Annotated in this window: 26 protein-coding genes; 7 read left to right on the forward strand and 19 right to left on the reverse strand. The window is 31.9% G+C overall.

Annotation, left to right across the window (positions count from 1 at the left end):
• Positions 1-389: 389 nt before the first annotated feature.
• The 10 genes from LQ675_RS09640 to LQ675_RS09685 form a co-directional block, all read right to left on the reverse strand.
• Complete coding sequence (locus LQ675_RS09640; RefSeq protein ID WP_048540107.1) at positions 390-1,040, reverse strand: KinB-signaling pathway activation protein; 651 nt, start codon at positions 1,038-1,040, stop codon at positions 390-392.
• 15 nt (positions 1,041-1,055) lie between these two features.
• A complete protein-coding gene (locus tag LQ675_RS09645) occupies positions 1,056-2,117 on the reverse strand; it encodes an Mrp/NBP35 family ATP-binding protein (protein WP_049321026.1) in 1,062 nt (353 codons plus the stop codon).
• 129 nt (positions 2,118-2,246) lie between these two features.
• Positions 2,247-3,716, reverse strand: coding sequence for an MDR family MFS transporter (locus tag LQ675_RS09650; RefSeq protein ID WP_048540103.1), 1,470 nt, complete (start codon positions 3,714-3,716; stop codon positions 2,247-2,249).
• A 70-nt stretch (positions 3,717-3,786) separates the two neighbouring features.
• Positions 3,787-4,254 (reverse strand): SepA family multidrug efflux transporter, encoded by a 468-nt coding sequence (locus LQ675_RS09655; RefSeq protein WP_048540101.1) that lies wholly within the window; start codon positions 4,252-4,254, stop codon positions 3,787-3,789.
• Positions 4,255-4,286: 32 nt separating this feature from the next.
• Positions 4,287-5,627: a multidrug efflux MFS transporter SdrM gene (gene sdrM / locus LQ675_RS09660; RefSeq protein WP_048540099.1), complete on the reverse strand. Its 1,341-nt coding sequence runs from the start codon at positions 5,625-5,627 to the stop codon at positions 4,287-4,289.
• Between the two features lie 3 nt (positions 5,628-5,630).
• Positions 5,631-7,220: an amidohydrolase gene (locus LQ675_RS09665; RefSeq protein ID WP_048540097.1), complete on the reverse strand. Its 1,590-nt coding sequence runs from the start codon at positions 7,218-7,220 to the stop codon at positions 5,631-5,633.
• 110 nt (positions 7,221-7,330) lie between these two features.
• Positions 7,331-7,732: a TipAS antibiotic-recognition domain-containing protein gene (locus tag LQ675_RS09670; RefSeq protein WP_048540096.1), complete on the reverse strand. Its 402-nt coding sequence runs from the start codon at positions 7,730-7,732 to the stop codon at positions 7,331-7,333.
• Positions 7,733-7,862: 130 nt separating this feature from the next.
• Positions 7,863-8,105 carry a hypothetical protein gene (locus LQ675_RS09675; RefSeq protein ID WP_048540094.1) on the reverse strand — a complete coding sequence of 81 codons (243 nt, stop codon included), beginning with the start codon at positions 8,103-8,105 and terminating at the stop codon, positions 7,863-7,865.
• A gap of 9 nt (positions 8,106-8,114) precedes the next feature.
• The gene (trhA, locus tag LQ675_RS09680; protein WP_048540092.1) at positions 8,115-8,813 is read right to left on the reverse strand and encodes a PAQR family membrane homeostasis protein TrhA; all 699 of its coding nucleotides are present in this window, start codon (positions 8,811-8,813) and stop codon (positions 8,115-8,117) included.
• A gap of 14 nt (positions 8,814-8,827) precedes the next feature.
• On the reverse strand, positions 8,828-10,015 hold the full coding sequence (locus tag LQ675_RS09685; protein ID WP_239727823.1) for a UTP--glucose-1-phosphate uridylyltransferase: 1,188 nt from the start codon (positions 10,013-10,015) through the stop codon (positions 8,828-8,830).
• 180 nt (positions 10,016-10,195) lie between these two features.
• Between LQ675_RS09685 and LQ675_RS09690 the strand changes: the two genes are divergently transcribed.
• Entirely contained in the window at positions 10,196-10,348 is a 153-nt protein-coding gene (locus LQ675_RS09690) for a hypothetical protein (protein ID WP_167388692.1), read from the forward strand.
• Between the two features lie 50 nt (positions 10,349-10,398).
• Here LQ675_RS09690 and LQ675_RS09695 read toward each other — a convergent pair whose 3' ends face one another.
• Together LQ675_RS09695 and LQ675_RS09700 are read right to left on the reverse strand one after the other, a co-directional pair.
• Positions 10,399-10,890: a metal-dependent hydrolase gene (locus tag LQ675_RS09695; protein WP_048540088.1), complete on the reverse strand. Its 492-nt coding sequence runs from the start codon at positions 10,888-10,890 to the stop codon at positions 10,399-10,401.
• Between the two features lie 276 nt (positions 10,891-11,166).
• Positions 11,167-11,895 carry a hypothetical protein gene (locus LQ675_RS09700; protein WP_048540087.1) on the reverse strand — a complete coding sequence of 243 codons (729 nt, stop codon included), beginning with the start codon at positions 11,893-11,895 and terminating at the stop codon, positions 11,167-11,169.
• 157 nt (positions 11,896-12,052) lie between these two features.
• Between LQ675_RS09700 and hutG the strand changes: the two genes are divergently transcribed.
• Positions 12,053-13,042 (forward strand): formimidoylglutamase, encoded by a 990-nt coding sequence (gene hutG, locus LQ675_RS09705; RefSeq protein ID WP_058591257.1) that lies wholly within the window; start codon positions 12,053-12,055, stop codon positions 13,040-13,042.
• Between the two features lie 3 nt (positions 13,043-13,045).
• Positions 13,046-13,957, forward strand: a complete 912-nt coding sequence (gene rarD, locus LQ675_RS09710) for an EamA family transporter RarD (RefSeq protein ID WP_107610352.1) — start codon at positions 13,046-13,048, stop codon at positions 13,955-13,957.
• Between the two features lie 60 nt (positions 13,958-14,017).
• On the opposite strand, the gene argF is transcribed toward rarD, so the two are convergent.
• Positions 14,018-15,019, reverse strand: a complete 1,002-nt coding sequence (gene argF, locus LQ675_RS09715) for an ornithine carbamoyltransferase (protein ID WP_048540081.1) — start codon at positions 15,017-15,019, stop codon at positions 14,018-14,020.
• Positions 15,020-15,245: 226 nt separating this feature from the next.
• On the opposite strand from argF, the gene LQ675_RS09720 reads away from it, so the two are divergent.
• The 3 genes from LQ675_RS09720 (at position 15,246) to LQ675_RS09730 (ending at position 16,718) form a co-directional block, all read left to right on the forward strand.
• Positions 15,246-15,512, forward strand: a complete 267-nt coding sequence (locus LQ675_RS09720; RefSeq protein ID WP_025904965.1) for a SunI/YnzG family protein — start codon at positions 15,246-15,248, stop codon at positions 15,510-15,512.
• A gap of 145 nt (positions 15,513-15,657) precedes the next feature.
• A complete protein-coding gene (locus tag LQ675_RS09725; RefSeq protein ID WP_048540079.1) occupies positions 15,658-16,380 on the forward strand; it encodes an SDR family NAD(P)-dependent oxidoreductase in 723 nt (240 codons plus the stop codon).
• Positions 16,381-16,391: 11 nt separating this feature from the next.
• Positions 16,392-16,718 carry a heme oxygenase gene (locus tag LQ675_RS09730; RefSeq protein WP_048540077.1) on the forward strand — a complete coding sequence of 109 codons (327 nt, stop codon included), beginning with the start codon at positions 16,392-16,394 and terminating at the stop codon, positions 16,716-16,718.
• A gap of 55 nt (positions 16,719-16,773) precedes the next feature.
• Here LQ675_RS09730 and LQ675_RS09735 read toward each other — a convergent pair whose 3' ends face one another.
• Entirely contained in the window at positions 16,774-18,132 is a 1,359-nt protein-coding gene (locus tag LQ675_RS09735; protein ID WP_048540075.1) for a YjiH family protein, read from the reverse strand.
• Between the two features lie 359 nt (positions 18,133-18,491).
• Here LQ675_RS09735 and LQ675_RS09740 point away from each other — a divergent pair, with 359 nt between their 5' ends.
• Positions 18,492-19,649, forward strand: coding sequence for an MFS transporter (locus tag LQ675_RS09740; protein ID WP_048540073.1), 1,158 nt, complete (start codon positions 18,492-18,494; stop codon positions 19,647-19,649).
• Between the two features lie 44 nt (positions 19,650-19,693).
• On the opposite strand, the gene LQ675_RS09745 is transcribed toward LQ675_RS09740, so the two are convergent.
• From LQ675_RS09745 to LQ675_RS09765, 5 genes are all read right to left on the reverse strand, one after another.
• Positions 19,694-20,206 (reverse strand): Asp23/Gls24 family envelope stress response protein, encoded by a 513-nt coding sequence (locus tag LQ675_RS09745; RefSeq protein ID WP_048540072.1) that lies wholly within the window; start codon positions 20,204-20,206, stop codon positions 19,694-19,696.
• Between the two features lie 61 nt (positions 20,207-20,267).
• On the reverse strand, positions 20,268-20,495 hold the full coding sequence (locus LQ675_RS09750) for a DUF2273 domain-containing protein (protein WP_369919472.1): 228 nt from the start codon (positions 20,493-20,495) through the stop codon (positions 20,268-20,270).
• Positions 20,496-20,516: 21 nt separating this feature from the next.
• Positions 20,517-21,056 carry an alkaline shock response membrane anchor protein AmaP gene (amaP, locus tag LQ675_RS09755; protein WP_048540111.1) on the reverse strand — a complete coding sequence of 180 codons (540 nt, stop codon included), beginning with the start codon at positions 21,054-21,056 and terminating at the stop codon, positions 20,517-20,519.
• Positions 21,057-21,235: 179 nt separating this feature from the next.
• Positions 21,236-22,252, reverse strand: coding sequence for a FecCD family ABC transporter permease (locus tag LQ675_RS09760; protein ID WP_048540071.1), 1,017 nt, complete (start codon positions 22,250-22,252; stop codon positions 21,236-21,238).
• On the reverse strand, positions 22,249-23,253 hold the full coding sequence (locus tag LQ675_RS09765) for a FecCD family ABC transporter permease (RefSeq protein ID WP_048540068.1): 1,005 nt from the start codon (positions 23,251-23,253) through the stop codon (positions 22,249-22,251). The genes LQ675_RS09760 and LQ675_RS09765 overlap by 4 nt, the downstream gene beginning before the upstream one ends.
• Between the last annotated feature and the right edge of the window lie 12 nt (positions 23,254-23,265).

Genomic DNA, 23,265 nt, shown 5'->3' on the forward strand with positions numbered 1-23,265 from the left:
TGATTGGTTAAGCCAATCACTCTGAAGTACTTTCAGTACTCAATTATTGGAATTAACGTTGACATATTGTCATTCAGTTTTCAATGTTCATCTAATTTGCGTCTAAACAATATTGTACTAAAAACAATGTTTGTTTTCAACTAATTTTGTTAACTTATTTTTAACACGTTTATAAATATATAACATTTATTTCGTATTAACAAGAGTCAATTTTACACTTTCAAGAAAAAGTTTTGATAACTTTTTTCGTTGTTGTGCTGTCGTTTTCAGCGACTTTTATATAATATCAAGCGAGGTTTTAAAAGTCAACACTATTTAGCATCTTTTTTAACAAAAAATTAAAAAGCACAAGATTAAGGTGTAAATAGAATTTAATCTTGTGCTTTTTATCATTTCTTCAATGATTTACTGTCATTATTTAACTTTGATTTCTTTGCTTTTCTCTCTTCAAGAGACAACGCATTATATTTAGGTAATGTAATTAATTGATAAGCATTACATAATAATAATCCAAAGATTGTAAGATAAATCCAACTTGTATCTTCCACTCTTAAAAATGGTATAAGTTCTACAGTTGTCATAACAACCATAAAAAACATAGATGGAATCCATAAATTCTTTTTAGATTGTTTGTTTTTTATATTACTTGTGATGATTGCAAAAATAACAACAACTATTGGTAGCCATATAAATGATATGATTTGATCTGTTCCACCAAATCTTAAAAATCTAAAATACACTAAATCAAATATAGCAAATACAGTTACAACGATTTGTACATGTGGCCATATCTTTCCAAAGATACCTATGCCTAATTGATTAATGAATAAATAGATGAAATATGCAAGCTGACTTATAGTTGCTACAAGTAGTCCTACAACTAAGAACCATATTGAAGCTGCTATAAACTCACCTATTTCTCCAGCAAATAAATATTTCGTTACTTTATCATATCCAAAGATAAGTGACGCAATATATGTCACAACTACACCTATTAAAAGTGTATTTCTGTAAAATTGAATTAAATATTTTAAAGTCACTTGCTTACCTCCGCACTAATCTTCCTCTGTTATATTAATGATATTCTTAGCAATTTGACTATAAACTTTACCTAAATCTTCATGTTCTTTATAGATTGAAGGTGAAAAGTTATTTTCATCCCACTCAGGTTGACTTAATGGAAGTTCACCTAATAACGTCGTTTGAAGTTCTTGTGCTAATTTTGCACCGCCGCCTTTACCGAATACATATTCTTTATTTCCTGTTTCTTTACTTTGGAAGTAAGACATATTTTCGATTACACCTAAAATAGAATGTTCTGTATGTTTAGCCATTGCACCAGCTCTTGCCGCAACAAATGCTGCAGTAGGATGAGGTGTCGTTACAATAATTTCTTTGCTTGAAGGTAACATTGTATGTACATCTAAAGCTACATCACCAGTACCTGGTGGTAGATCAAGTATTAAGTAATCTAATTCTCCCCATTTAACTTCTGTAAAGAAACTTGTGATCATTTTTCCTAGCATTGGACCTCTCCAAATGACTGGCGCATTTTCTTCGACGAAAAATGCCATAGAAATAACTTTAACACCTTCACGCTCAACAGGAATAATTTGTTCGCCCTCAACTTCTGGCTTTTCTTGTATGCCCATCATATCTGGAACACTAAATCCATAAATATCAGCATCAACAAGTCCTACTTTCTTACCTTCTCTTGCAAGAGATACAGCTAAGTTAACAGCTACTGTTGATTTACCAACACCGCCCTTACCTGAAGCAATCGCAATAAATTCTACTGGATTATCTTTAGATAATAATCCTTCTATAGTTTGTTCTTCCATTACACCTTTGAATTTTTCTAATGCATCATCAGATAATTCGTCAAATCTTATCCCAACAGTTTTCGCACCATTCTCTTTTAAGAGATCTACAATTTCCATTTGTAAATCAAGTTGTGGTTGCCCACCTAGTTTAGCTATGGCAACTTTAACGCTCACATGTTCTTTTTCTTCTTTAATGCTAACTTCAACTATGCCGCCTGTTTCTTTAAGTGGTACATCTACAATCGGATCATGTAACGCTCCCACAAGTTCTTTAACCTGTTCTACTGATAACAAAATCTACGACTCCCCTTCTAAAATAATTATCTACTTATCATTATATTAAGTGTAACAAAAAATTTAAACATACAGGTAGTTTATTGTTCAAAAAAAGGCTGAGATCATAATCTCAGCCTTTAAATCTACTTATTTTGAATGATTAGGTATTCTTGTGTTGCGATGTTTATTTTCTGATTTAATAAATATAGATAAGACAACTCCGAAAAATACAATAACAGTCAATACTAAGAAAGCAATATTGATACCGTGAATCATTGCTTCAGATTGTAATATCTTCGCAGTATTACCAGCATTGGCATGTTCTAATTGTGTTTTGGAAGGTTCAAAATTCTTAGCACCAATTGACATAATTGTTACTAATATACCTGTACCAATTGAACCAGCGATTGTTCTTAGTGTATTCATCATCGCTGTACCATGAGATAACACTTCGTTTGGAATTGCATTTAATCCTGCAGTATTAACAGGCATCATAATCATAGAAACACCAAACATTCTAATTGAATAAACAACTATTAAATACAATAATGACGTACTATCATTTAGAAATGCAAGCATGAACGTTGTCACTGTAATGATTGTAAAACCTATGATTGCCAACCATTTCGCACCATATTTATCGAATAAACGACCTGTCACAAGTGACATAACACCTGTAATGATTGCACCTGGCAACAATAGTAAACCAGAGATTAATGCTGAATAACCTCTTGCATCTTGCATATACATCGGCATTAATAAAGATGGTCCTATTAAAGATACCATTGAGAACACACCAATGATTGTTGTTAGTGCAAATGTTTTATACTTGAATACTCTTATATTCAATAATGGGGTTTCTAATTTTAACTGTCTAAATACAAAGATTACTAACGTTACAATACCAACAATTAAAGTAACGATAACAATTGGTGATGTGAATCCTAGAGATCCTGCGCTACTGAATCCATATAATAAAGATCCAAATCCTACTGTAGATAGAATAATAGATGGTACATCTAAGTGAACATCTTTTGGTTTAGAAATATTCGTTAAGTATTTCGCACCAAAAGCTAATGCTACAACCGCGAATGGAATGATTGTGTAGAATGGACTTCTCCAACTAAAGTTATCAACGAGATAACCAGACAATGTTGGACCTAATGCTGGGGCGAATGAGATAACGAGACCTGCCATACCCATCGCAAAACCACGTTTCTCTTTAGGGAATAAATTAAAGAGTACAAATTGCATAAGAGGCATCATAACACCTGCACCCATTGCTTGAAGTACTCTTGCTAACATTAATATTCCGAAGTTAGGCGATAAAGCGGCAACTAACGTACCGATTGTAAATGATAACATCGCCATTAAATAAAGTGGTCTTGTATTAAATTTATCCATTAAAAATGCTGTAGCCGGTATCATAACACCGTTGACTAACATAAATCCTGTCATTAACCATTGACCTTGGTTGGCATCGATTTTTAAATGCACCATGATTTCAGGTATTGCTGTATTTAATAAGGTTTGGTTTAAAATCGCCACAAAGGCACTTACTAACATAACAGCTACTACTAAATTTCTTTTACCTTTTGAAATGTCCTGAACATTCATGGTTTCAACTCCTTCCAAATATACCTTTGCTATTATGCACTATTTTATTTCGGAAATCAAAATAAATGTTTCATCGGTTTAAATTTTTGCTATCTGGATAGAAAATTTCAGTACATATATATAGAACAGTGATAATGACTAATATCACCCAAAACTCAATTTTAATTTGTGAATAATATATATGTACTGTGAAATAAAACATAATTGTGCTAACAGTTATCGTTAATAAATGAAAAGTCATGCCCTTGAAATACGGATTATCATTCAGTCTATTTTTAAATCTATCTAATAAAAATTCTATAGCGACAAGTGTAAAGTACCCAAACAATATATAACTACCATAATAGAACAAATTATCTATCATACTTTTATTGTAATTGAATTCCGCTAAGCCATAATAAATTAAAATTCTGCTTAATCCAAACATACCAAAAGAAAGTAGTACAATAAAAATTGCACCAGACAATGTGAAAATACTTATTATAATCAATATGGACAATAAATGAAAAATATCAAAACGCTTATTTTTTCTTTTCATACATTGTGACTCCCTCTAAATATGTTTTACCTTTAAAAACTTTTTCTTCTCTTTTCTTTAAATATAATTGACCAAATAATTGTCAATATAATGACTACTAACATAATATACAACATAATATTTTGAACACCATAACTTAAAAATGAAATATTCAATACATATATTGAAGAAACGATTAAAGATCCTGTTGTACTACCAATCGTCTTAAATAATGTATAAATCGACATCATAGAACCTAGTTGGTGATGTGGCGCTTCTTCTTGAACAACGACAACATCTTTTGTATATACTGTACCAAAAGATACTCCCATTACAAAAACAGCAAATGGTATGATTACAATCCATTCGACGCCTGTTAAAATAGCAAAGCTACCAACAAACATTGCCAGGAAAGCTAACATATAAATAAATTTCAATTTAAGTTGATCTAATCTGCCAAGTACAAACGTGATAAACAACCAACCTACCGACATTGGAAAAATGATTAAACCACTTTGTAATGGTGTAAAGCCTTGTTCATTTTGTAAATAGATTGGCATAAAAATAGTGTAGCCCATTAACATTGTTGAATAAATCATATCTGTAAACAACACGAGAATGATTTTTCTATTAAATGCTTCAACGGGTACAAATGGATTTCGCATACGTGTCTCCACTTTATAGAGTAATACGACAAATCCAACTAATAATATGAAGCAAATCACACGTACAATAAATGGTATATGTTCTGCAACGATTAGTAAAAAGCTTGCGACTACGCCATAAAATATAAATAACCCTTTATAATCTAATTTAGTTTTCTCTACTTTCTCTTGTTCAAAATTAAAATACTTAATAACCAACCACATTGAAACTAAAGCTATAGGTACGTTGATATAAAATAGAAAGCTCCAGTTTAAAGATTCTAATATTGCGCCACCTAACAGTGGTCCTACAATACTAGATATCCCCCAAACACTACCAACAATACCCATCACTTTATATCTTCTCGGAATTGGAAAAGCAAGTTTAGGTATAACTTGACCTAAAGTCATCATGACACCTGCACCTAAACCTTGGATGATTCTAGAAATGACAAGCAACGGGAAACTATGTGTCATTTCACTTAACCCACAAAATACACTTCCAATAATAAATACAGATATCCCTAATAACACCACTAACTTAATATTAATTCTCTTTACAAGTTCACCAACTATTGGCGTCATAAACACAACCGCTATTAAATATACTGTAAAGATTAATGCAACTTCCGTATCAATATTAAAGTCTTTTTGCATTGTTGGTGTCGCTAAAGATACGATTGATGTTTCTATAGCACTCATAAACATAATAAGTACTAAAGCCAACACAATTCCTTTGTTCTTAGTCATAATTCACGCTCTTTCGTATACAATATTTCCGTTAACAATTGTTAATTTAGCTTGAATTTGTGCTAAATCTTGACGGTTAACTTTAAATGGATTTTGATCTAACACAGTGAAATCCGCTTCATATCCTACTTTAATTTTTCCAGTACGGTCAGTTGTTTGACCAATCTCACTCGCAAGCGTTGTATATAACCGTAACGCATCAAATACGGATAGTGCTTCTTCTATGAAATACGCACCTTCTTCACCGTACGTTTGTCTATTAACTGCCGCATGAATACCTAGCATCGGATTCGGAGTTTCAATCGGTGCATCTGAACCGCCACCTATTATAATACCTAAGTCTAACATTGACTTGAATGGATATAAATATCTAGCTCTTTCTTTGCCTACTTTATCTTGAACCCATGGAAAATCACTTGTAATAAATTGTGGTTGTACATCACAAATCACTGGTAAATTCGCAACGCGTTGTAATAACGCTTCATTTAACGTACTAATATGAATTAATCTATCTCTGAGTCCGTTCTGCACAGGATATTTTTCTATTGCATCCAATACCATTTCACAAGCTTTGTCACCAATCATATGAACTGCTATCGCACCATTATATTTTCTTGCGATTTTTACTTTTTCTTCGAGTTCTTCTTGAGTAAATATCGCAAGTCCATAATTTGTTCCAGTCGGATCATTAGAATAAGGTTCTTTCAACAATGCTGTACTGCCACCAAAAGCACCATCTGCATAAAATTTCATAGCATCAGGTTCTATCCATTTATCAATAAAAGTCGCTTGTTCTTCCATCATTTGTTCATAAACACTAAAGTGGCGTAACAATCGTACTCTAAATGGCTTTTGATCTTCACCTGGTCCTACAACTGTTTTATAAGCATTTAAGACATCTTTATAATCTTCGTAATATCCTAAATCTTCTGTATGCGATCCTGTTATACCATATTGATATAAATATGTAATCGCGTTATTTAAATGTTTAGTAAGAGACTGTTCATCTTCATTTGAAGCTAATTCTTCAAATGGTTCCATAGCTGTATCATATAGCCAACCAGTCAGTTCACCTTCTTGTTTTTCATATGAACCACCGTCAGGATTTTCTACATCATTTGTCATATCTAAAATCTCTAATGCTTTTGAATTTACGATTGCTGCATGTCTACATACTCTTTTAACAATAACCGGATTATTTTTGCATAACGCATCTAAATCAAATTTATTAAGTCTAATGCCATTTAATAAATTTTCATCATAACCTTCAGCAACTAACCATTCACCTGGTTGTAATGTTTGGGCTTTCTGTCTAATTTTTTGTTTTACATTTTCAATATTGGTCTCACCATTTAAAATGACTGATGATAGCCAAACACCAGTCCCCATAACATGAATATGTGTTTCAACAAATCCAGGAAACATCGTTCCACCTTTTAAATCGATTGTTTCATAATCCGTTGTTTGAAGTTGGTTTAAATCTTTTTGTGATAAAACAGCTTCTATCATACCATTGTCTACAATTACACCTGCATATGTATCATCTGGTTTTTCCATTGTATATATTGTTCCGTTCTGATATAACTTTTTCATTCGATTCAGCCCCTTTATACATTCAAGTTTATTCTAATTCTACATATTTAATAGTAAAAAAGACACCGATAAAATCGATGTCTCCTATTTTAATTTTATAAAGTTAATTTTTATTGTATGACATGCTTAACGGCAGCAACTAATGCTTCCGTTCTTTCTTCACCAAAATATGCTTTATATCTATCATCTGCATCATACATATTTATGATTTCTATGTGTTTCTCTTCTGTATAATTTGGCCAACTATATGTTAACCATTCTCTGTGTAACTTAGTCACTTCTTCTTGTCTTTCCAATGTTGCTCCTTGGTCTACAATATTATCAAGTTCTTCTACTAGTTTCTTTTCAATTTGATTTTTACCTTTAATTTCATCTTTGGTCATATCGAGAAACTGATCATCAGTCTGGTCAATTTTATGGCCGCTTCTATCTTCAACTGTTTCTCCCTGAATCTCTTCGTTAATATTTAGCTTGTCACGATCGAATGTTTCAAAATCTCTTTTTTCTGACATTATGATTTCCCCCTATTCATATCGTATAACATTTAATATTATCTATTTACCCGTTTTGCAAAAAAATAACAAAAAGAGCGGGATAGAAATCTCAATATTCTAAAGAGATTACATATTCCGCTCACTATTCTTATTTCAATCGTCTTTGTTCACCTTTTTTAAGATGTTCATTAAACGTTTGTTTATTATTTCTACGTTGGTGTTTAATCAGTAATACAAATGCATATATTAATATTAGACCGAATATAAGTGAAACAATGCCCATAAACTGTAAACCATTTTGTTTACCGCCACTAAATACAAAGTAATAAAAGAAATAGCCTTGAATTAAAATAATAATTGTAAGAACCGTATAATACAAACGATAGTTCATCTTATCCTCCTACATAAAGTACATAATTGCTAGAAAATGAAATACTGAAGCAATCAAAATGAAGAAGTGCCAAATCATATGGAAGTACTTTTTATCTTTTTGAGCATAGAACCAAGCACCTACTGTATAACTAAGACCACCAAATAAAATAAACAACATAAATATTAACGATGTCTTATTGATAACTGATGGTAACATGAGAACACCCATCCAACCCATGATTAAATACATCGCTAAACTTAATTTATGATTAACGTTCTTAGCTGTTGATTTATATACAATTCCCCAAATTGTAATCCCCCATTGGACTGCCATAATAAGCCAACCTAACCAGCCGCCAACTAAAGATAATGCAATAGGAGTATAAGTCCCACAAATTGCGATATAAATCATACTATGATCAATAATTCTCATAATGTATTTCTGAGGTGATGAAGATGACATTGAGTGATAAACAGCAGATGATAAAAACATCAGCATAATACTGATAATATATATAGATACACTCGTCGATTTAAGTGCACCATCACTAATATAACTTTCTACTGCTGCGTATGGTAAGAAGAATAACAGAAAGAAAGCAGGGACACCATGTGAAACTGCATTTCCGACTTCTTCGCCAAAGGAAAGTGGCATAATATCTTTGAAAGCTTCTTTAACTTTCCCATTTTTTCTAGGATGAGACTTTGTATAGTTGATTTGTTCCATTCATATACCTCTTTTTATAATAGTTGATTGTTCTCTAAATCTCTTTGAGCTGTTTCAATACTGTCTTGTCCTTCTTTATTCTTTAAAGGACTAAATTCTTTCGTTCTATCTACTTGTAGTGTAGCAAATGTGTCTGCATATTGGAAAATATCAAAATAAAACAGTTCGAATTTCAATGACTCTTCTTCTACAACGCCGAAGTCTTCATCTAATTGTTTTAACTTCTTAACTGCTAAATGATACGGCAATGGTTTAGAAGCCGCTTCTATAAGGAAATCTAATTTAAATACATGAATACCTATATTAGCATTCTCTAATTTATCAACATCATCTTCAGATAGCTCAGAATACTCTAATACACGTTTTTTACCATCTATTGATACAAGGCGACCAACTTTTTCACCACTATGTGCTTTAATAGATTTAGTTGTTACATCACTATTATGCTCTACTGTAAATCCAACAAATTCAGGATCCAGAACTTTTACGAGCGCGTTATCAATGTTGTTTAAAAATAAGTATTCCACGCCATTTTCTTTCATTTCAGCAAGTAACTTTGTTTTCTCTAGAGATTTGAATACACCGCCATTACCATTAGGTGTACGCATCACTTTTTTATTTGTATCTAAAATTAATTGACCATCTGTTGTTAAAGATACAATGTGATCTTGCTTGAAGAAGTGAATATAATTTTCATCGTAATCAAAGTATTTATTCTCTAAGAAAAATGACAGCGTATCTTTATGATTTACGTCACTTGTCATAATATACCAATGAATAGGTGTACCAATTTCTTCTTTTAATTGCTTTAATTGTTCTGCTTGTCTTTCGAATAAACTTTTGTCATTAAACGAGAACGTACCCTTTGGTCCTTTATGACCTAATCTTGTACCTTGCCCACCAGCCATTAATAATACCGCAAATTTACCATCTTTAATCGCTTGTATCCCAAGTGAACGGTAAGATTTCAGTTGTTCTTCTGAAAGTTGATCTTTAACTTCAAACTCAACTTGTTCTATATTATCTGCAACATCTATTGTCTTTCTATTTATGTATACATCTTGATATAGTTTATCTATTTCATCTAAATCTAATTGATTAATATCAGATTCTAATTGTTCTTTCTCACTTTGGCTCATCACTTTAGTATATTCTAAAATGTGATTTTGACCATGTTCTATCAGGTTTGTTTCATCTAGCATTATAATACCTCCGAAAATTTGACTCATTCTTATTATACGACTTTAGAACGATTTGTCTAAAAATATCATAGAAAATTTATAATTAAAATGATTATTTCAAAATTAAATGGGTATTTATAATAATGTGTTGCTTTAAACACAAAATATCCCTATATATAATAGGCCAAGGAGGATTTTATTATGAGTTTAGGAGATAAGTTTAACGATGCAAAAGACAAAGCAGTTGAAAAAGGTAAAGATCATGTAGAAGAGAATAAAGACGAATATACTGAAAAAGGTAAAGACTTCGCTAAAGATAAAGGCGAAGATTTAAAAGGTAAATTCGGAAAATAACATAATGTTTAATGGAAGCTAAGACACTACCTTTTGTCTTAGCTTCTTTTTTATATAAACAATCGATAAATATCTTTCCACCATAAAACGACCGTGATAATGGTAAATGCAGATGATAGACTTAAATCCATAACACCGCCCGTTCTAAATACAATGGGTAATTTAACTGAGACATTTAAAGGATAAAATAGTTTAACGCCTCTTGGTGTTAACATATCTAAAATAATATGCGATAACATACCTAATATAATCGAAACTAAATATGGTTCTGGTGCGGATATGCTTCTCAATCCCCAAAATATTAAAAATAGAAATAATAATGAATGGGTAAACGTTCGGTGTCCAAAAATTAATCTAACAATAAAACTAATAGGAAATATTTTCTTGCCTAGATTACTTTTGAAATGACAAATATCTGGGACCAAACTTGCTACGCCACACAAACTTACAATCGTAAATGAAGTAAAAATATCTTCTCCATAATAAATACTTAATGATGACCCGATGAATATACCGCATGAGAGATGTGTTTTTCCTGTCATATTAATGTTTCCTCTTTTCAATTACTTTATTTTATTTTACCATAAAATACCGAACAAGTATACGAACACTTTGTGACTTTATAGTGATATACCTCACATAATTACAATTCAAATGACAAAATTGTGAAAAGAATCACATAAGTATTGATTTGTTATTAATCCCTGTTAAACTATAGTTGTAAGTCATATTAAACATAACCCTATACCATTGTTGAAATAACCCCCTTATTTCACAATTAAAAAAACGTTCATCCTTCGCGATGAACGTTTTTTTATTTAGCTTGCTTTATTTAATTGCGTTTCTTGATGATAATCACTTTGAGTGGTTTCATTGTTGCTTGATTGTTGAGCGCGATTTTGACTTTGCCCTTCTCTATTTGTATTCTCATCTTGTTGGTTCGTGTTTCGAGAAGGATCTGTTTGATTATTATCCTCTTCGTATGGTTCATTACTTTGTTCATTTGATCCTTGATTAGAATCTTCATTTGTGTTTGAGTGTTGTTGATCATGATGACCTTGATTATTTTGATCATTTTCTTTAGGTAATGAACAGCCATCATCATTACATAAGTAACCATCACGTGATAAATTTTGCCAAGCTCTCGTAAATTCTATTGTATTTTCTGCTTTATCACATTCCGCTTGAGAGTTACCTTGATTTAATAAACAATTTCTAGCTACTGTATAAGCTTCTGTATCAAACGTTTCAGTTTCATTGTGATTGTTTGGTTTAACACCATTTACATTTTCTTCTACTGGAATTTCATCTGTAGATTGTTGATTGTTATTATCATTTTGTTCGTTCTGATTATTATTATTTGGTTTTGATTTTTCTTCTTTAGTTTTAACATCTTCACCTGTCGATTCTGCAGTTGTTTTTTCTTCAGTAGTAGTCGTTTCAGATGATTTTTCGTTATCATTATGTTCATTATTCTTAGAAGTTTGGTTGTCACATGCTACTAGAAATAATAAGCAAACTGTTAAGAGACCATAAATCCATTTCATAGAATCACTCCTCGGCCTTTTTGCTTTTTCTTTCTTACTATTCATTAAAGACACTTCTTTCTTATAAAATAATTAAGCATTTAATAAAACATAAGAATATCATACATGATAAACTAACATTAGTAAAAACTATTGTAACATGTAGGAGGTATTAAATATGTATAGAAATGTTAAAAAGGATGAGTGGACAGGTAGAACAGATAGTACAACATTGCGTTCTGCTTTTAGATTTCATCAAATCGTTGATTCAATTCATATTGAGAAAGAAGACATTACACCAAAGAAAGAATTCGAAAATCAAGTTAATATGGCACTTATAGGTTTTGAATGCGATGAAGGTGTTTCTAGAAATAATGGTCGACCAGGTGCTGTAGATGGTCCTAAACATTTTAGAAAAGCCTTAAGTCCTTTACCAATACATAATGAGTATTTACATTTAACTGACTACGGAGATATCATTTGCCACAAAAATAAAATGGAAGAAGCGCAATCAGAACTTGGAGATAAAATCTCAAACATATTATTACATAATGACTTTACAGTTATTATCGGTGGTGGTCATGAAGTATTATATGGCCATTATTTAGGCGTAAGAAAAGCCAACAAAGACAAAAAAATTGGCATCATCAATATAGACGCACATTTTGATATGAGAGATTACGATGAGAAACCATCTTCTGGCACAATGTTTAAACAGATTTTAGATCAAGACGATCAAGTTGGTTATTTCGTGCTAGGCATTCAGAAAAATGGTAATACAAAAGCACTCTTCGAAAGAGCTGATGAATACGGTGTCCAATACATTCGTGAAGATGAGCTTCGTAGCCATTTATCAATAGAGACTATTACTTCTATTAATTCATTTATTGAAGGATATGACGAAATCCTCATTACATTATGTACAGATTCGATAGATGTAAGTTATGCGCCTGCAGTAAGTGCACCTTGTATTATGGGCTTACAACCTCAAATTGTTCAAACAATTTTACAATTAGTTACAAACTCAAACAAAAGTTCAAGCATTAGTATTGCTGAACTATCACCAAGATTCGATATAGATAATCGAACTGCAAGATTACTTGCTAATATTGCATCGAATATTTATCACGATCAAGCAGAAGTTATTCAATCACAGTGGGAGTCCTAAATCATGTCAGAATTTAAAAAAGGTATTATTTATGCAATATTTGCATATATTATTTGGGGTGTCCTACCAATTTATTGGAACCTCGTAAGTGAAATTGGACCATTCGAAATTTTGGCACATCGTATTATATGGTCAGCAGTATTCATGTTATTACTGCTATTATTTACAAAACAATTTCCAATGTTCAAAGCAGCAACGATTAAATTATTTAAACAAAAGAAAATGCTATTCGCTATTATCATCGCTGGTTATATTATTACAGTGAACTGGGGTACATTTATCTGGGCTGTTAATAATCACCATGTACTACAAGCAAGTCTTGGTTATTACATCAATCCGTTAATGAGTATTTTCCTAGCTTTTATTTTCTTAGGAGAACGATTCTCAAAAGCTCAATGGGTAGCTATACTATTAGCATTTGTCGGTGTTATTTATATGACTTTTCAAGTTGGCGAATTTCCATTCGTTTCAATATTACTCGCAACATCATTTGCGCTTTATGGGTTAATCAAGAAAGTTGTAGATATCGATGCATTTAGTAGTATTACGATAGAATGTATCGTAACATTACCAGCAGCACTTATTTATATCTTCTACTTATCACAACATAATGCCGTTACATTTGGTATGAACAGTTCAAGCGGATGGTTATTACTTTCTGGTGCTGTTACAGCTGTTCCATTAATTTTATTTAGTGCTGGAGCAAGAAGAATACCACTATCATTAACAGGCTTTATACAATATATCGGTCCAACTATCATGTTCTTTATCGGTATATTCTTGTTAAACGAACATTTCGATGTTGATCAATTTATTACATTCATATTTATCTGGGCAGGTATTATCATATATAGCTACAGTAAATATGTAGAACTTAATCGCAATAGAAAAAAATTAACAAAAGAAGCTAACTAAAAAACAATAGAAGCAATAAATAAAGGGTGAGACATTTATTGATATCTCACCCTTTATTTATTAATATATATCGCCACAAGTTGTAGCTAATAATGCTTTAATTGTATGCATTCTATTTTCTGCTTGTTGGAATACTTTCGAATAATCTGATCTAAATACGTCATCTGTCACTTCCATACTTGTTACACCAAATTTTTCGAAACAAAGCGCGCCCATTTCAGTATTCAAATCATGAATAGCTGGTAAGCAATGTAAAAATAAAGTTTCATTTTTACCAGTTAAATTAATTAAGTTTTGATTAACTTGGTAATCTTTAAGTAATTCAAAGCGTTCTTCCAATTGTTGTTCCTCACCCATTGAACACCAAACATCTGTATATATGATATCACTGCCGTAAATACCTTCTTGGATATTATCTGTAATTAATATCTCACTTCCAGATTCTTTACTAAATGACAATGCCATATTTTGAACTTCTTCATTTGGTTGGAGTGATGATGGTGCAACAATATGAATATTCACACCTAAAATTGCACTCGTAACGAGCAACGAGTTCGCAACATTATTGCGTCCATCTCCTATAAACGTCAAAGTCTTTCCTTCGTATGTACCAAAGTATTCTTTAATTGTCATAAAGTCTGCTAACATTTGTGTAGGATGCCACTCATTTGTTAAGCCATTCCATACTGGTACGTTCGAAAATTGAGCTAAATCTTCTACTGTCTTTTGTTCAAATCCTCTAAAAGCAATACCATCAAACATGGATCCAAGTACGACTGCTGTATCTTCAACAGATTCTTTCTTACCTAACTGTAAATCATCTTTACCTAAATAAGACACACTTGCACCCATCTTAGTTGCAGCTACTGTGAAAGCTGAACGTGTTCTCGTTGATTGCTTTTCAAATAATAAAGCGATATGTTTCCCGTTTAAATAACGGTGTGGGATCTGATGCTTTTCTTTGAATTTTAATTCCATTGCCAAATCAATAAGCGATTCTAATTCTCCTTTAGAAAAATCAACTTCTTTTAAAAAACTTGTCTTGTTTAATTCTTTTAACATAGATAACTTCGTCCCAATGAAACCAGCTCCTCATTTATTTATAAAGATAATATTACAACATAGCATTCTGTTTGTAAATAGTTATTCAATATATTGCATAAAAATACTATCATCAATTAGTATGACATAATAATTAAAAAATATAACACATTTTCTCGTTTTTCTATTGAAAACGGATACATAATGCGTTATGATGTAGTCATCAAACAAAAGGATGTGTTTAGATATGGCAATGAGAGTATCAAAGGACAATAATCAAGTTCATATTCAATGGAGAGTAGCGGACATTACAATTCCAAATAATGAAATTAAAAACATTAAAGAGGATCAAGATATTCACGCTTTGTCTAATGAAGCCCAAGATCATATCGTAAGAATTGGCTCAACTTTTGGCAAAACAAATCGTGTGATTATCGAAACAAATGATAAAGAATATATTATTTATACACATGCTGATAAGAAAGTTTACAACGAACTTACTAAAGAAGCTTAAGTTCAAACTTTCAGGCATTTTAAATAAACACCGCGAAGTCATATAAAGCTGACTTCGTGGTGTTATTTATATGGCATTTTCAAATTGAATTATTATGATACATTTTTAAAGCATGCTAACATATAAGAAAGGAGTGATGATCAATATGTTAAGAGACTTAAAAGGGCTCAATGCAGTCATTACAGGTGGCTCTAAAGGTATCGGTAAATCAATCGCGATTGCATTAGCTCACGAAGGCGTCAACGTTGCAATTGCAAGTAGAAATATTGATACTTTAAAAGCAACAGCCGATGAACTTAAACAATATGACGTCAAAGTATTTTATAAAGAAACTAATATTGCGCACCAAAAAGATGTGCAACGTTTTATAGAAGATTCATATCATGCATTAGGCTCTATTGATATCGTGATAAATAATGCAGGTATTATGAAGAACAATTCATTTTTAGATGTAAGTGAATCTGAGTTTGATCAATTATTCGAAACAAATGTTAAAGGTATATATTACGTTTTACAAGAAGCATTACCACATCTCGTAAGACAAAAAAGCGGAGATGTTATTAATATCGCTTCAATGTCTGGTTTAAAAGCCAGTGCAACAAGCAGTATCTATTCTGCTACTAAATATGCAGTAATTGGTATGACTGAAGGTATTATGCAAGAAATGAGAAAACATAACATCCGAGTATCATATTTAACCCCTTCAGCTGTATTAACAGACTTAATTGGAGAAACACAATTACAAGAAGATACAATGACGCATCCAGAAGATATAGCAGACGTAGTCATATCACAATTGAAACTACAACCAAGAACATTTATGAAGACAGCACAAATCTGGGCTACTAACCCAACACCAAAAGAATAGGAGAGATAACAATGTATGTTGTAACAAATAGAATTAAAATGAAAAAAGGTTATGCAGAAAAATTAGCACCAATGTTTACTAAAGGTGGCGCATTACAAGAAATGAAAGGTTTCATAAAAGTTGAAACTTGGAACATGCAAGACATTGATGACAATGACGAATTACATGTAAATATGTGGTGGGAAGAACTAGAAGACTTTGAAGCATGGAAAACGAGCGATGCATTTAAACAAGCACATAGTCGCGGTGGAGACAGTAATAAAGACAAAGGTGAATCACCAATGTTAGGATCTAAAATCGCAATCGCTAAAGTCGAAACAACAATCGATCCAAAATAATAGTATAAAAACGGACAAACTGAACTATTTAAGTTCATTTTGTCCGTTTTTTAATTTAAAAGAAAATATGAGCTAATATTACAATTATCGGTAATGCAATAATTGTACGCATAATATAAATCATGAAGAGTTTCCCTAGGCTTACTGGTATTTTCGAACCGAGTATAACGCCCCCTACTTCTGATAAATATATTAATTGTGAAATACTTAAAGCACCTACGATAAATCTTGTCATATCACTTGGTACATTACTAATAAGTAATGATGGTAAGAACATATCTGCAAAACCGATTAATAATGTTTCAGACATTTCTTTTGCATATGGTATTTGCATTAATTCTAATAATGGTACAAATGGTGCACCTAAAATACTAAATGTTGGTGTATATTCAGCAACAATAGTTGCTAATGTACCGATTGTCATAACGACTGGTAGTACTGCTAACCACATATCCAATACAGTTTTCACACCATTGATAATGAATTGTTTAAAGTCAGGTGATTTTACAGCTTTTTGAGTTGCTTGTTCAAATCCCCATGATATTGGATTATGCGTTTTTGGAATAGATTCATTTAATTGTTCAGTACTTCCGTTTGAATACTTATCTGGAATTTGTTTAAGTGGCCAAATTCTAGGCATTATAAAAGCTGCTACAACACAAGCTAAAATAACGGATAAATAAAATTTAAAGAAATAATCCATTAAGCCAATTGTTTGAGCAATGACAATTGCAAATGTGATGGATACAACAGAGAATGTTGTCGCAATGACAGTTGCCTCTCGACGTGTATAAAAGCCTTGTTCATATTGTTGACTTGTAATCATTACGCCTACAGTTCCATCACCAATAAATGAAGCTAGATTATCAACAGTTGATCTACCAGGTAATTTAAATACTGGTCTCATAATTGGCGCAAACATTGGCCCTAAAAACTCTAATAAACCAAAGTCCATTAATAATGGAAGGAATAAACCTGCAAAGAAGAATACTGCAAGCAATGTTGGTAATAAATCATTGTAAACCATTAATCCAGTATTTTCATTTACAACTATACCAGGTCCAAAATCGAAATAAATGAATATTGCAAATATCGCACCTATTATTCTAATTACGACCCAAATCCAATTGACGTTAAACAATTCGTTCGCTATAGATCTCTTAGTAGAAGTACTGAATATCGTAGAATAGATTAATGTCATTACTGCAGAGAAACTAATTAAAAGCATTATAATTAGTCCAGCATAGTCACCTATCCAATCTAAAGCTGTATTTGCAAGGTATGCAACAGGTAAACTTGTTTCTTTCTCCCCTTTATCGTCAGTTACCGTAACGGGAACTAAAAATAAATATATTCCTAGCACTGATAATATAATAAACTTTAACCTTCCTACTAAAACGCTCGTCTCTTTCATACTTTCTCTCCTTTTCGCAAGACTAACTATACACAATAATTAATAAATATTCAATACTATTCATCTCTAATTGTATTATATATTTTTATGTAAGCGCTGTCATCAAAAATAATAGATTTATTAATTAAATTTATATATATAACATTAAAGAAATCTTACTTCTATATTATTAATATTTTAAATATTCAAACTACTGTATAAATCCCGTATTATCATATTGAACTAACGTGCTTACTTAGCATTTTTATACAATTAATCTTGAGTCGCTTTTATATTGTTCGGGTATTAAATTTTATCTGTATTTTTACAAATCACACTGTTATAATCATGATTATATGTCAAAGAGAAGGAGTTATATGATGTCGAAACCTCGATTAATTACATTTATGTTAAGCGTATTTGTTGTGGGAATGGTTGAACTAATGATTGCAGGTATACTTACTTTAATGAGTAAAGATTTGAATGTATCAGAAGCAATTGTAGGACAACTTGTAACAGTTTATGCATTAACATTCGCAATTAGTGGTCCCATACTTGTTAAACTCACTAAAAACGTCTCACCAAAGACTATATTATTAGTAAGTATGGCTATATTTATTTTAGGAAACGGGATAATTGCGATTTCACCTAACTTTACAATACTAGTAATAGGTAGAATACTATCTTCAGCGGCTGCTGCAATTATTGTCGTGAAGATTTTATCTTTAACTGTTGTGTATTCAAATCCAAGCGAACGCGGGAAAATGATTGGACTTGTTTATACTGGTTTCAGTGCAGCTAACGTACTTGGTGTTCCTCTAGGCACTAAAATAGGTGATTTAGTAGGTTGGAGAATGTCATTTGTATTTATATCTACAGTAGGGATTATTGCACTTATACTTATTATTTTTAATGTAGCAAGTAATAAAATAGATACAGTAGAATCTTCTAATCAAAGCCAAGATTACAAAGTCGTTCATCCGTTAGAAATTGTAAAATATTTAAGCATAACTTTCCTTATATTAGCGGCAAATTATGTTGTCGTAACGTATATTAGTCCGTTACTATCTGTGTATGGATATGATTTAAATATCGTATCACTTGTACTACTCGTAGCTGGTATCGGTGCAATTATTGGTACTTCATTAGGTGGATATATTACAGATGCATTAGGCAGTAAAAAGTGGCTATTAATTTCATTAAGTACTTATACAGTACTAATGCTTGTATTTGAACAATTCTTACCTATACTTGTTATTACATTAATAGGCGTATTTGCTTGGAATATTGTCCAATGGGGATCAAATCCACCTATCCAAATCGGTATCATCTCTCAAATTGAAGGAGATACAAGTGCGGCAATGAGTTGGAATATGTCTAGTTTAAATGCAGGAATAGGCGCTGGTTCATTATTAGGTGGTATATTTGTATCATACTTTAATGTTGTATCTAGTCTATATGTAGCTGGTGCATTGAGCTTCATTGCATTCCTAATTTGTTTAACGATTAAGAAACAACCAAAGACTCAAAAAGCATAAAAAAAGCGAGTGAGATATTTATCTCACTCGTCTTTTTTTATACTTTATTGTAATTCTTTATTGCTTTTTGATTGGTTTTCTTCATCTGATGATGCGTTCTTTTGTTCGTATTCTTTTCTACTCATAACATCATCAACGTGCATATTTACTTCAACAACTTCAAGTCCAGTCATATGTTTAACTTGCTCTTTAACTAAGTCCGCAACTTTTTTGAAGATTTTAGGAGCTGATTCGCCGTATTCTAAAATTACTTTTAAATCTACAGCTGCTTGTTTTTCTCCTACTTCAACAGAAACCCCTTGAGTTACGTTATTTCCAGATGTGAAACGATCAGTTAAGCTAGAAGCAAAGCCGCCTTTCATATCTAAAATACCTCTAACCTCTCTAGCAGCAATTCCAGCAATTTTTTCTACTACTTCATCTGAAAATGATAATGTATTTGAAAATTGTTGCTCTTGAGCTTGAGCTTGTTGTTGTTGAGCTTCGCGCTCTTGTTCATTTACCCCTGTTTGTTCATTGTAACTACTTTTTACTTTGTTGTTGTCTACGTTTGCCATAATAGATTCTCTCCCTTTAATTTATAATTTGTTTATTTGCATTATTTATATTGTAAGCAGTCTAACTTATTCTATTTAAGAAATTTAAGAACTGCTGTGTACAATCTTTAATATACCCCAACCCTACACCTATTAAACATAGGACTAGGATTAAAACTGTTTTCCAAAAACCAATTGTTAAAAATAGTACTGCTAATATTAACATTGCGATAAAACCAATAATTCTCCATTTATATTCTTTAATAAAATTAATGAATTGATTTGGATCTTGATTTTCATTTGGCATAATCGGAACCTCCTATCCTTAGTCTTATAAAACTCTTGTGTCACTCGATTTTTGATCTCTGACATTAATCTCAATATTTTTTACAGGTATTTCTGAGAAATGCTCAACATTTTCCTTAATATCTGATTTAATTCGATCCGTTAATGTTTGAATTTGGCCTGTATCTGAAACCACAAAGAAATCAGCTTTGATTGTTGCATAAGATTTATTTTTCTTATTATACAGTTTAGAAATAACATTTGGTTGACGTACTTCATCGTATTTTTGAATAGTACGATAAACACATTTTTCAACTGAATTTCTCGTAATATAAATGTGACCATCCTCATAGTCACGATGTAAGCCTGGCTTTTTATGTGTTGGTTTAAATGTTGCAAAGAACATCAATATACCAAAGAATATTAATACGCCTGCACAAGCAATCAACGTTGGTTCAAACCAATTATATTTTAATAATTCTTGTTGATAGCTCTTAATTTGGCTAATATCCAAGTACATAAAAAGAAGCGTGCCTACAACTACTATTATGAATAAGCCTAGGAAAAAATTCTTTAATCTTCTCACTGGCAACTGCACCTCCTATGTAAAGTTCTATTACTACTCATAGTTATACCCCTAAAACGATTTTGAAAACTAAATTTTTTAATTTAAGTAAACTTTTTTGGAACATGTTAATAAATCTTAAAATTTGTAGTAATTAAAAACTAAAAAACTCTCTTCCATTATAGAAAGAGAGTTCATTATTATATATGCGTTGATTTTTGCATTAAGTATAAGAAATAGGGAGCACCAACTATTGCAACGATAATACCTGCTGGAAGTCCGTTAGGTTCTAATACAATTTTACCAATTGTATCTGCTACAACAAGTAAAATCGCACCGTTTAACACTGCAATTGGTAAATATAATTGGTGTCTCGGTCCAACAATACTTCTTGCTATATGTGGTCCCATTAAGCCGACGAAACCAATTCCGCCTGCTACTGAAACTGCAGCTGATGATAATACAACAGCTAAGAATACAAGTAGTATTCTTTCTCTATTATTATTAATACCGAAAGAAACGGAAATTTGTTCATTCGTACTTAATACATTTAATACATTTGCTTTATAGAATAAGAATGGCATGACAATAGCTAACCATGGGATAAATGCGAACACAAACGGCCATTCATCTCCCCATATATTACCTGCAAACCATCTTGCGATAAATTCCATTTGATCTTGATCAAATGTAGACATAATTGTAATAGATGCACCACTCAGAGCAGTAGATAAACCTACACCTATTAAGACCATTCTTACAGGGTTTATACCTTCTCCACGTTTATGACTGAATATGAAAATAACCATTGCAGTTGCTAAACCGCCGAGCATACTTACAATTGGTAATACATATACAAAATCTCCTGCTTTTATCGTACCAACAACAAGAAATAGTGTAATCATAAACCCGCTTCCTGCATTAATACCAAGAATACCTGGTTCTGCTAAAGGATTCTTCGTAATACTTTGTAGGATTGCACCACTTAGTGCTAAACTTGCACCTGCAAGTATTGTGATGAGCATTCTAGGCATTCTAAATTCAAATAATACCATTGTATCTAGTTCATTACCTTGTCCAAAAATCGTCTTAAAAAATTGTGTAAAGGACATATTAAATTCACCAGTTGTCATAGCAAATCCCATAGAAGCAATAAGTGCGATAACTAATATAATAAATGTAATACGCTGCTTTTTAATTATTTTAGGATGTATCATAATATTTTACCGTCCCTTCTTACAAGATAAAGGAAGAACGGCACACCGATAATTGAGATAACAGCTCCAATAGGTGCTTCTCCTAACATTCTTGCAATCATATCTGCAAATAACAGGATAAAACCTCCAAGAACTGCTGATAAAGGTATCACACGTTTATAATCAGTTCCAACCATGAATCGAACAATATGTGGCACCATTAATCCGACAAATGCGATTTGTCCAACGATTGAAACCGCTATACCTGCTAGGAACATTGTAGCAATTAGACTCGTGTATCTAACAAATGTACTATTTTGACCTAATCCTTTTGAAAGTGTATCACCTAAACTAAGTATTGTAAGTTGTCTACTCATGATAATAAGGACAATTAAAATAACAATAACAATCGGTGTAGAGATCATAAGTTGTTTCCAAGTTGTACCACTTACACCACCAACACTCCAGAATGTTAATGTTTGATTTAATCTAAATATTAAAGCAATCCCTTCACTTGCAGCTGTTAAAAGCGCAGATACTGCAGCACCAGCAAGTACTAATCTCATTGGGCTGAACCCACCTCGTTTAGATGAGCCTACACTCATAACGAGTATGCCACCTATACCAGCACCTACAAATCCAGCAAGCATTAATGTGAAATAACCTGCATTAGGTATAACGGCTAAAGTTAAAGCAAGCATCATACTCGCACCAGCATTAAGCCCTAATAAACCAGGGTCAGCTAAGCCGTTACGTGTAACACCTTGCATGACAGCACCGGATACAGCAAGTGCCATACCAACAATGACAGCACCTATTTCTCTCGGAATTCTTATTTCTCTTAATATATTATGTTCTTCTATTTTTGGATTATAATGAAAAATCGCATCATAAACCACTTGTATCGAAGTCGTCTTTGCACCAAATAAAAATGACAGAAGTAAAACAGCTACAAGTAACATGATTGTAACTGTTAGTATAATGGGATAGCGATTAACTTTTAATGATTTAGTCTGAGTCATTGAGTTGCCATC

The sequence above is a fragment of the Mammaliicoccus sp. D-M19 genome (assembly GCF_022386695.1).
GTDB classification, from domain to species: Bacteria; Bacillota; Bacilli; order Staphylococcales; family Staphylococcaceae; genus Mammaliicoccus; species Mammaliicoccus sciuri.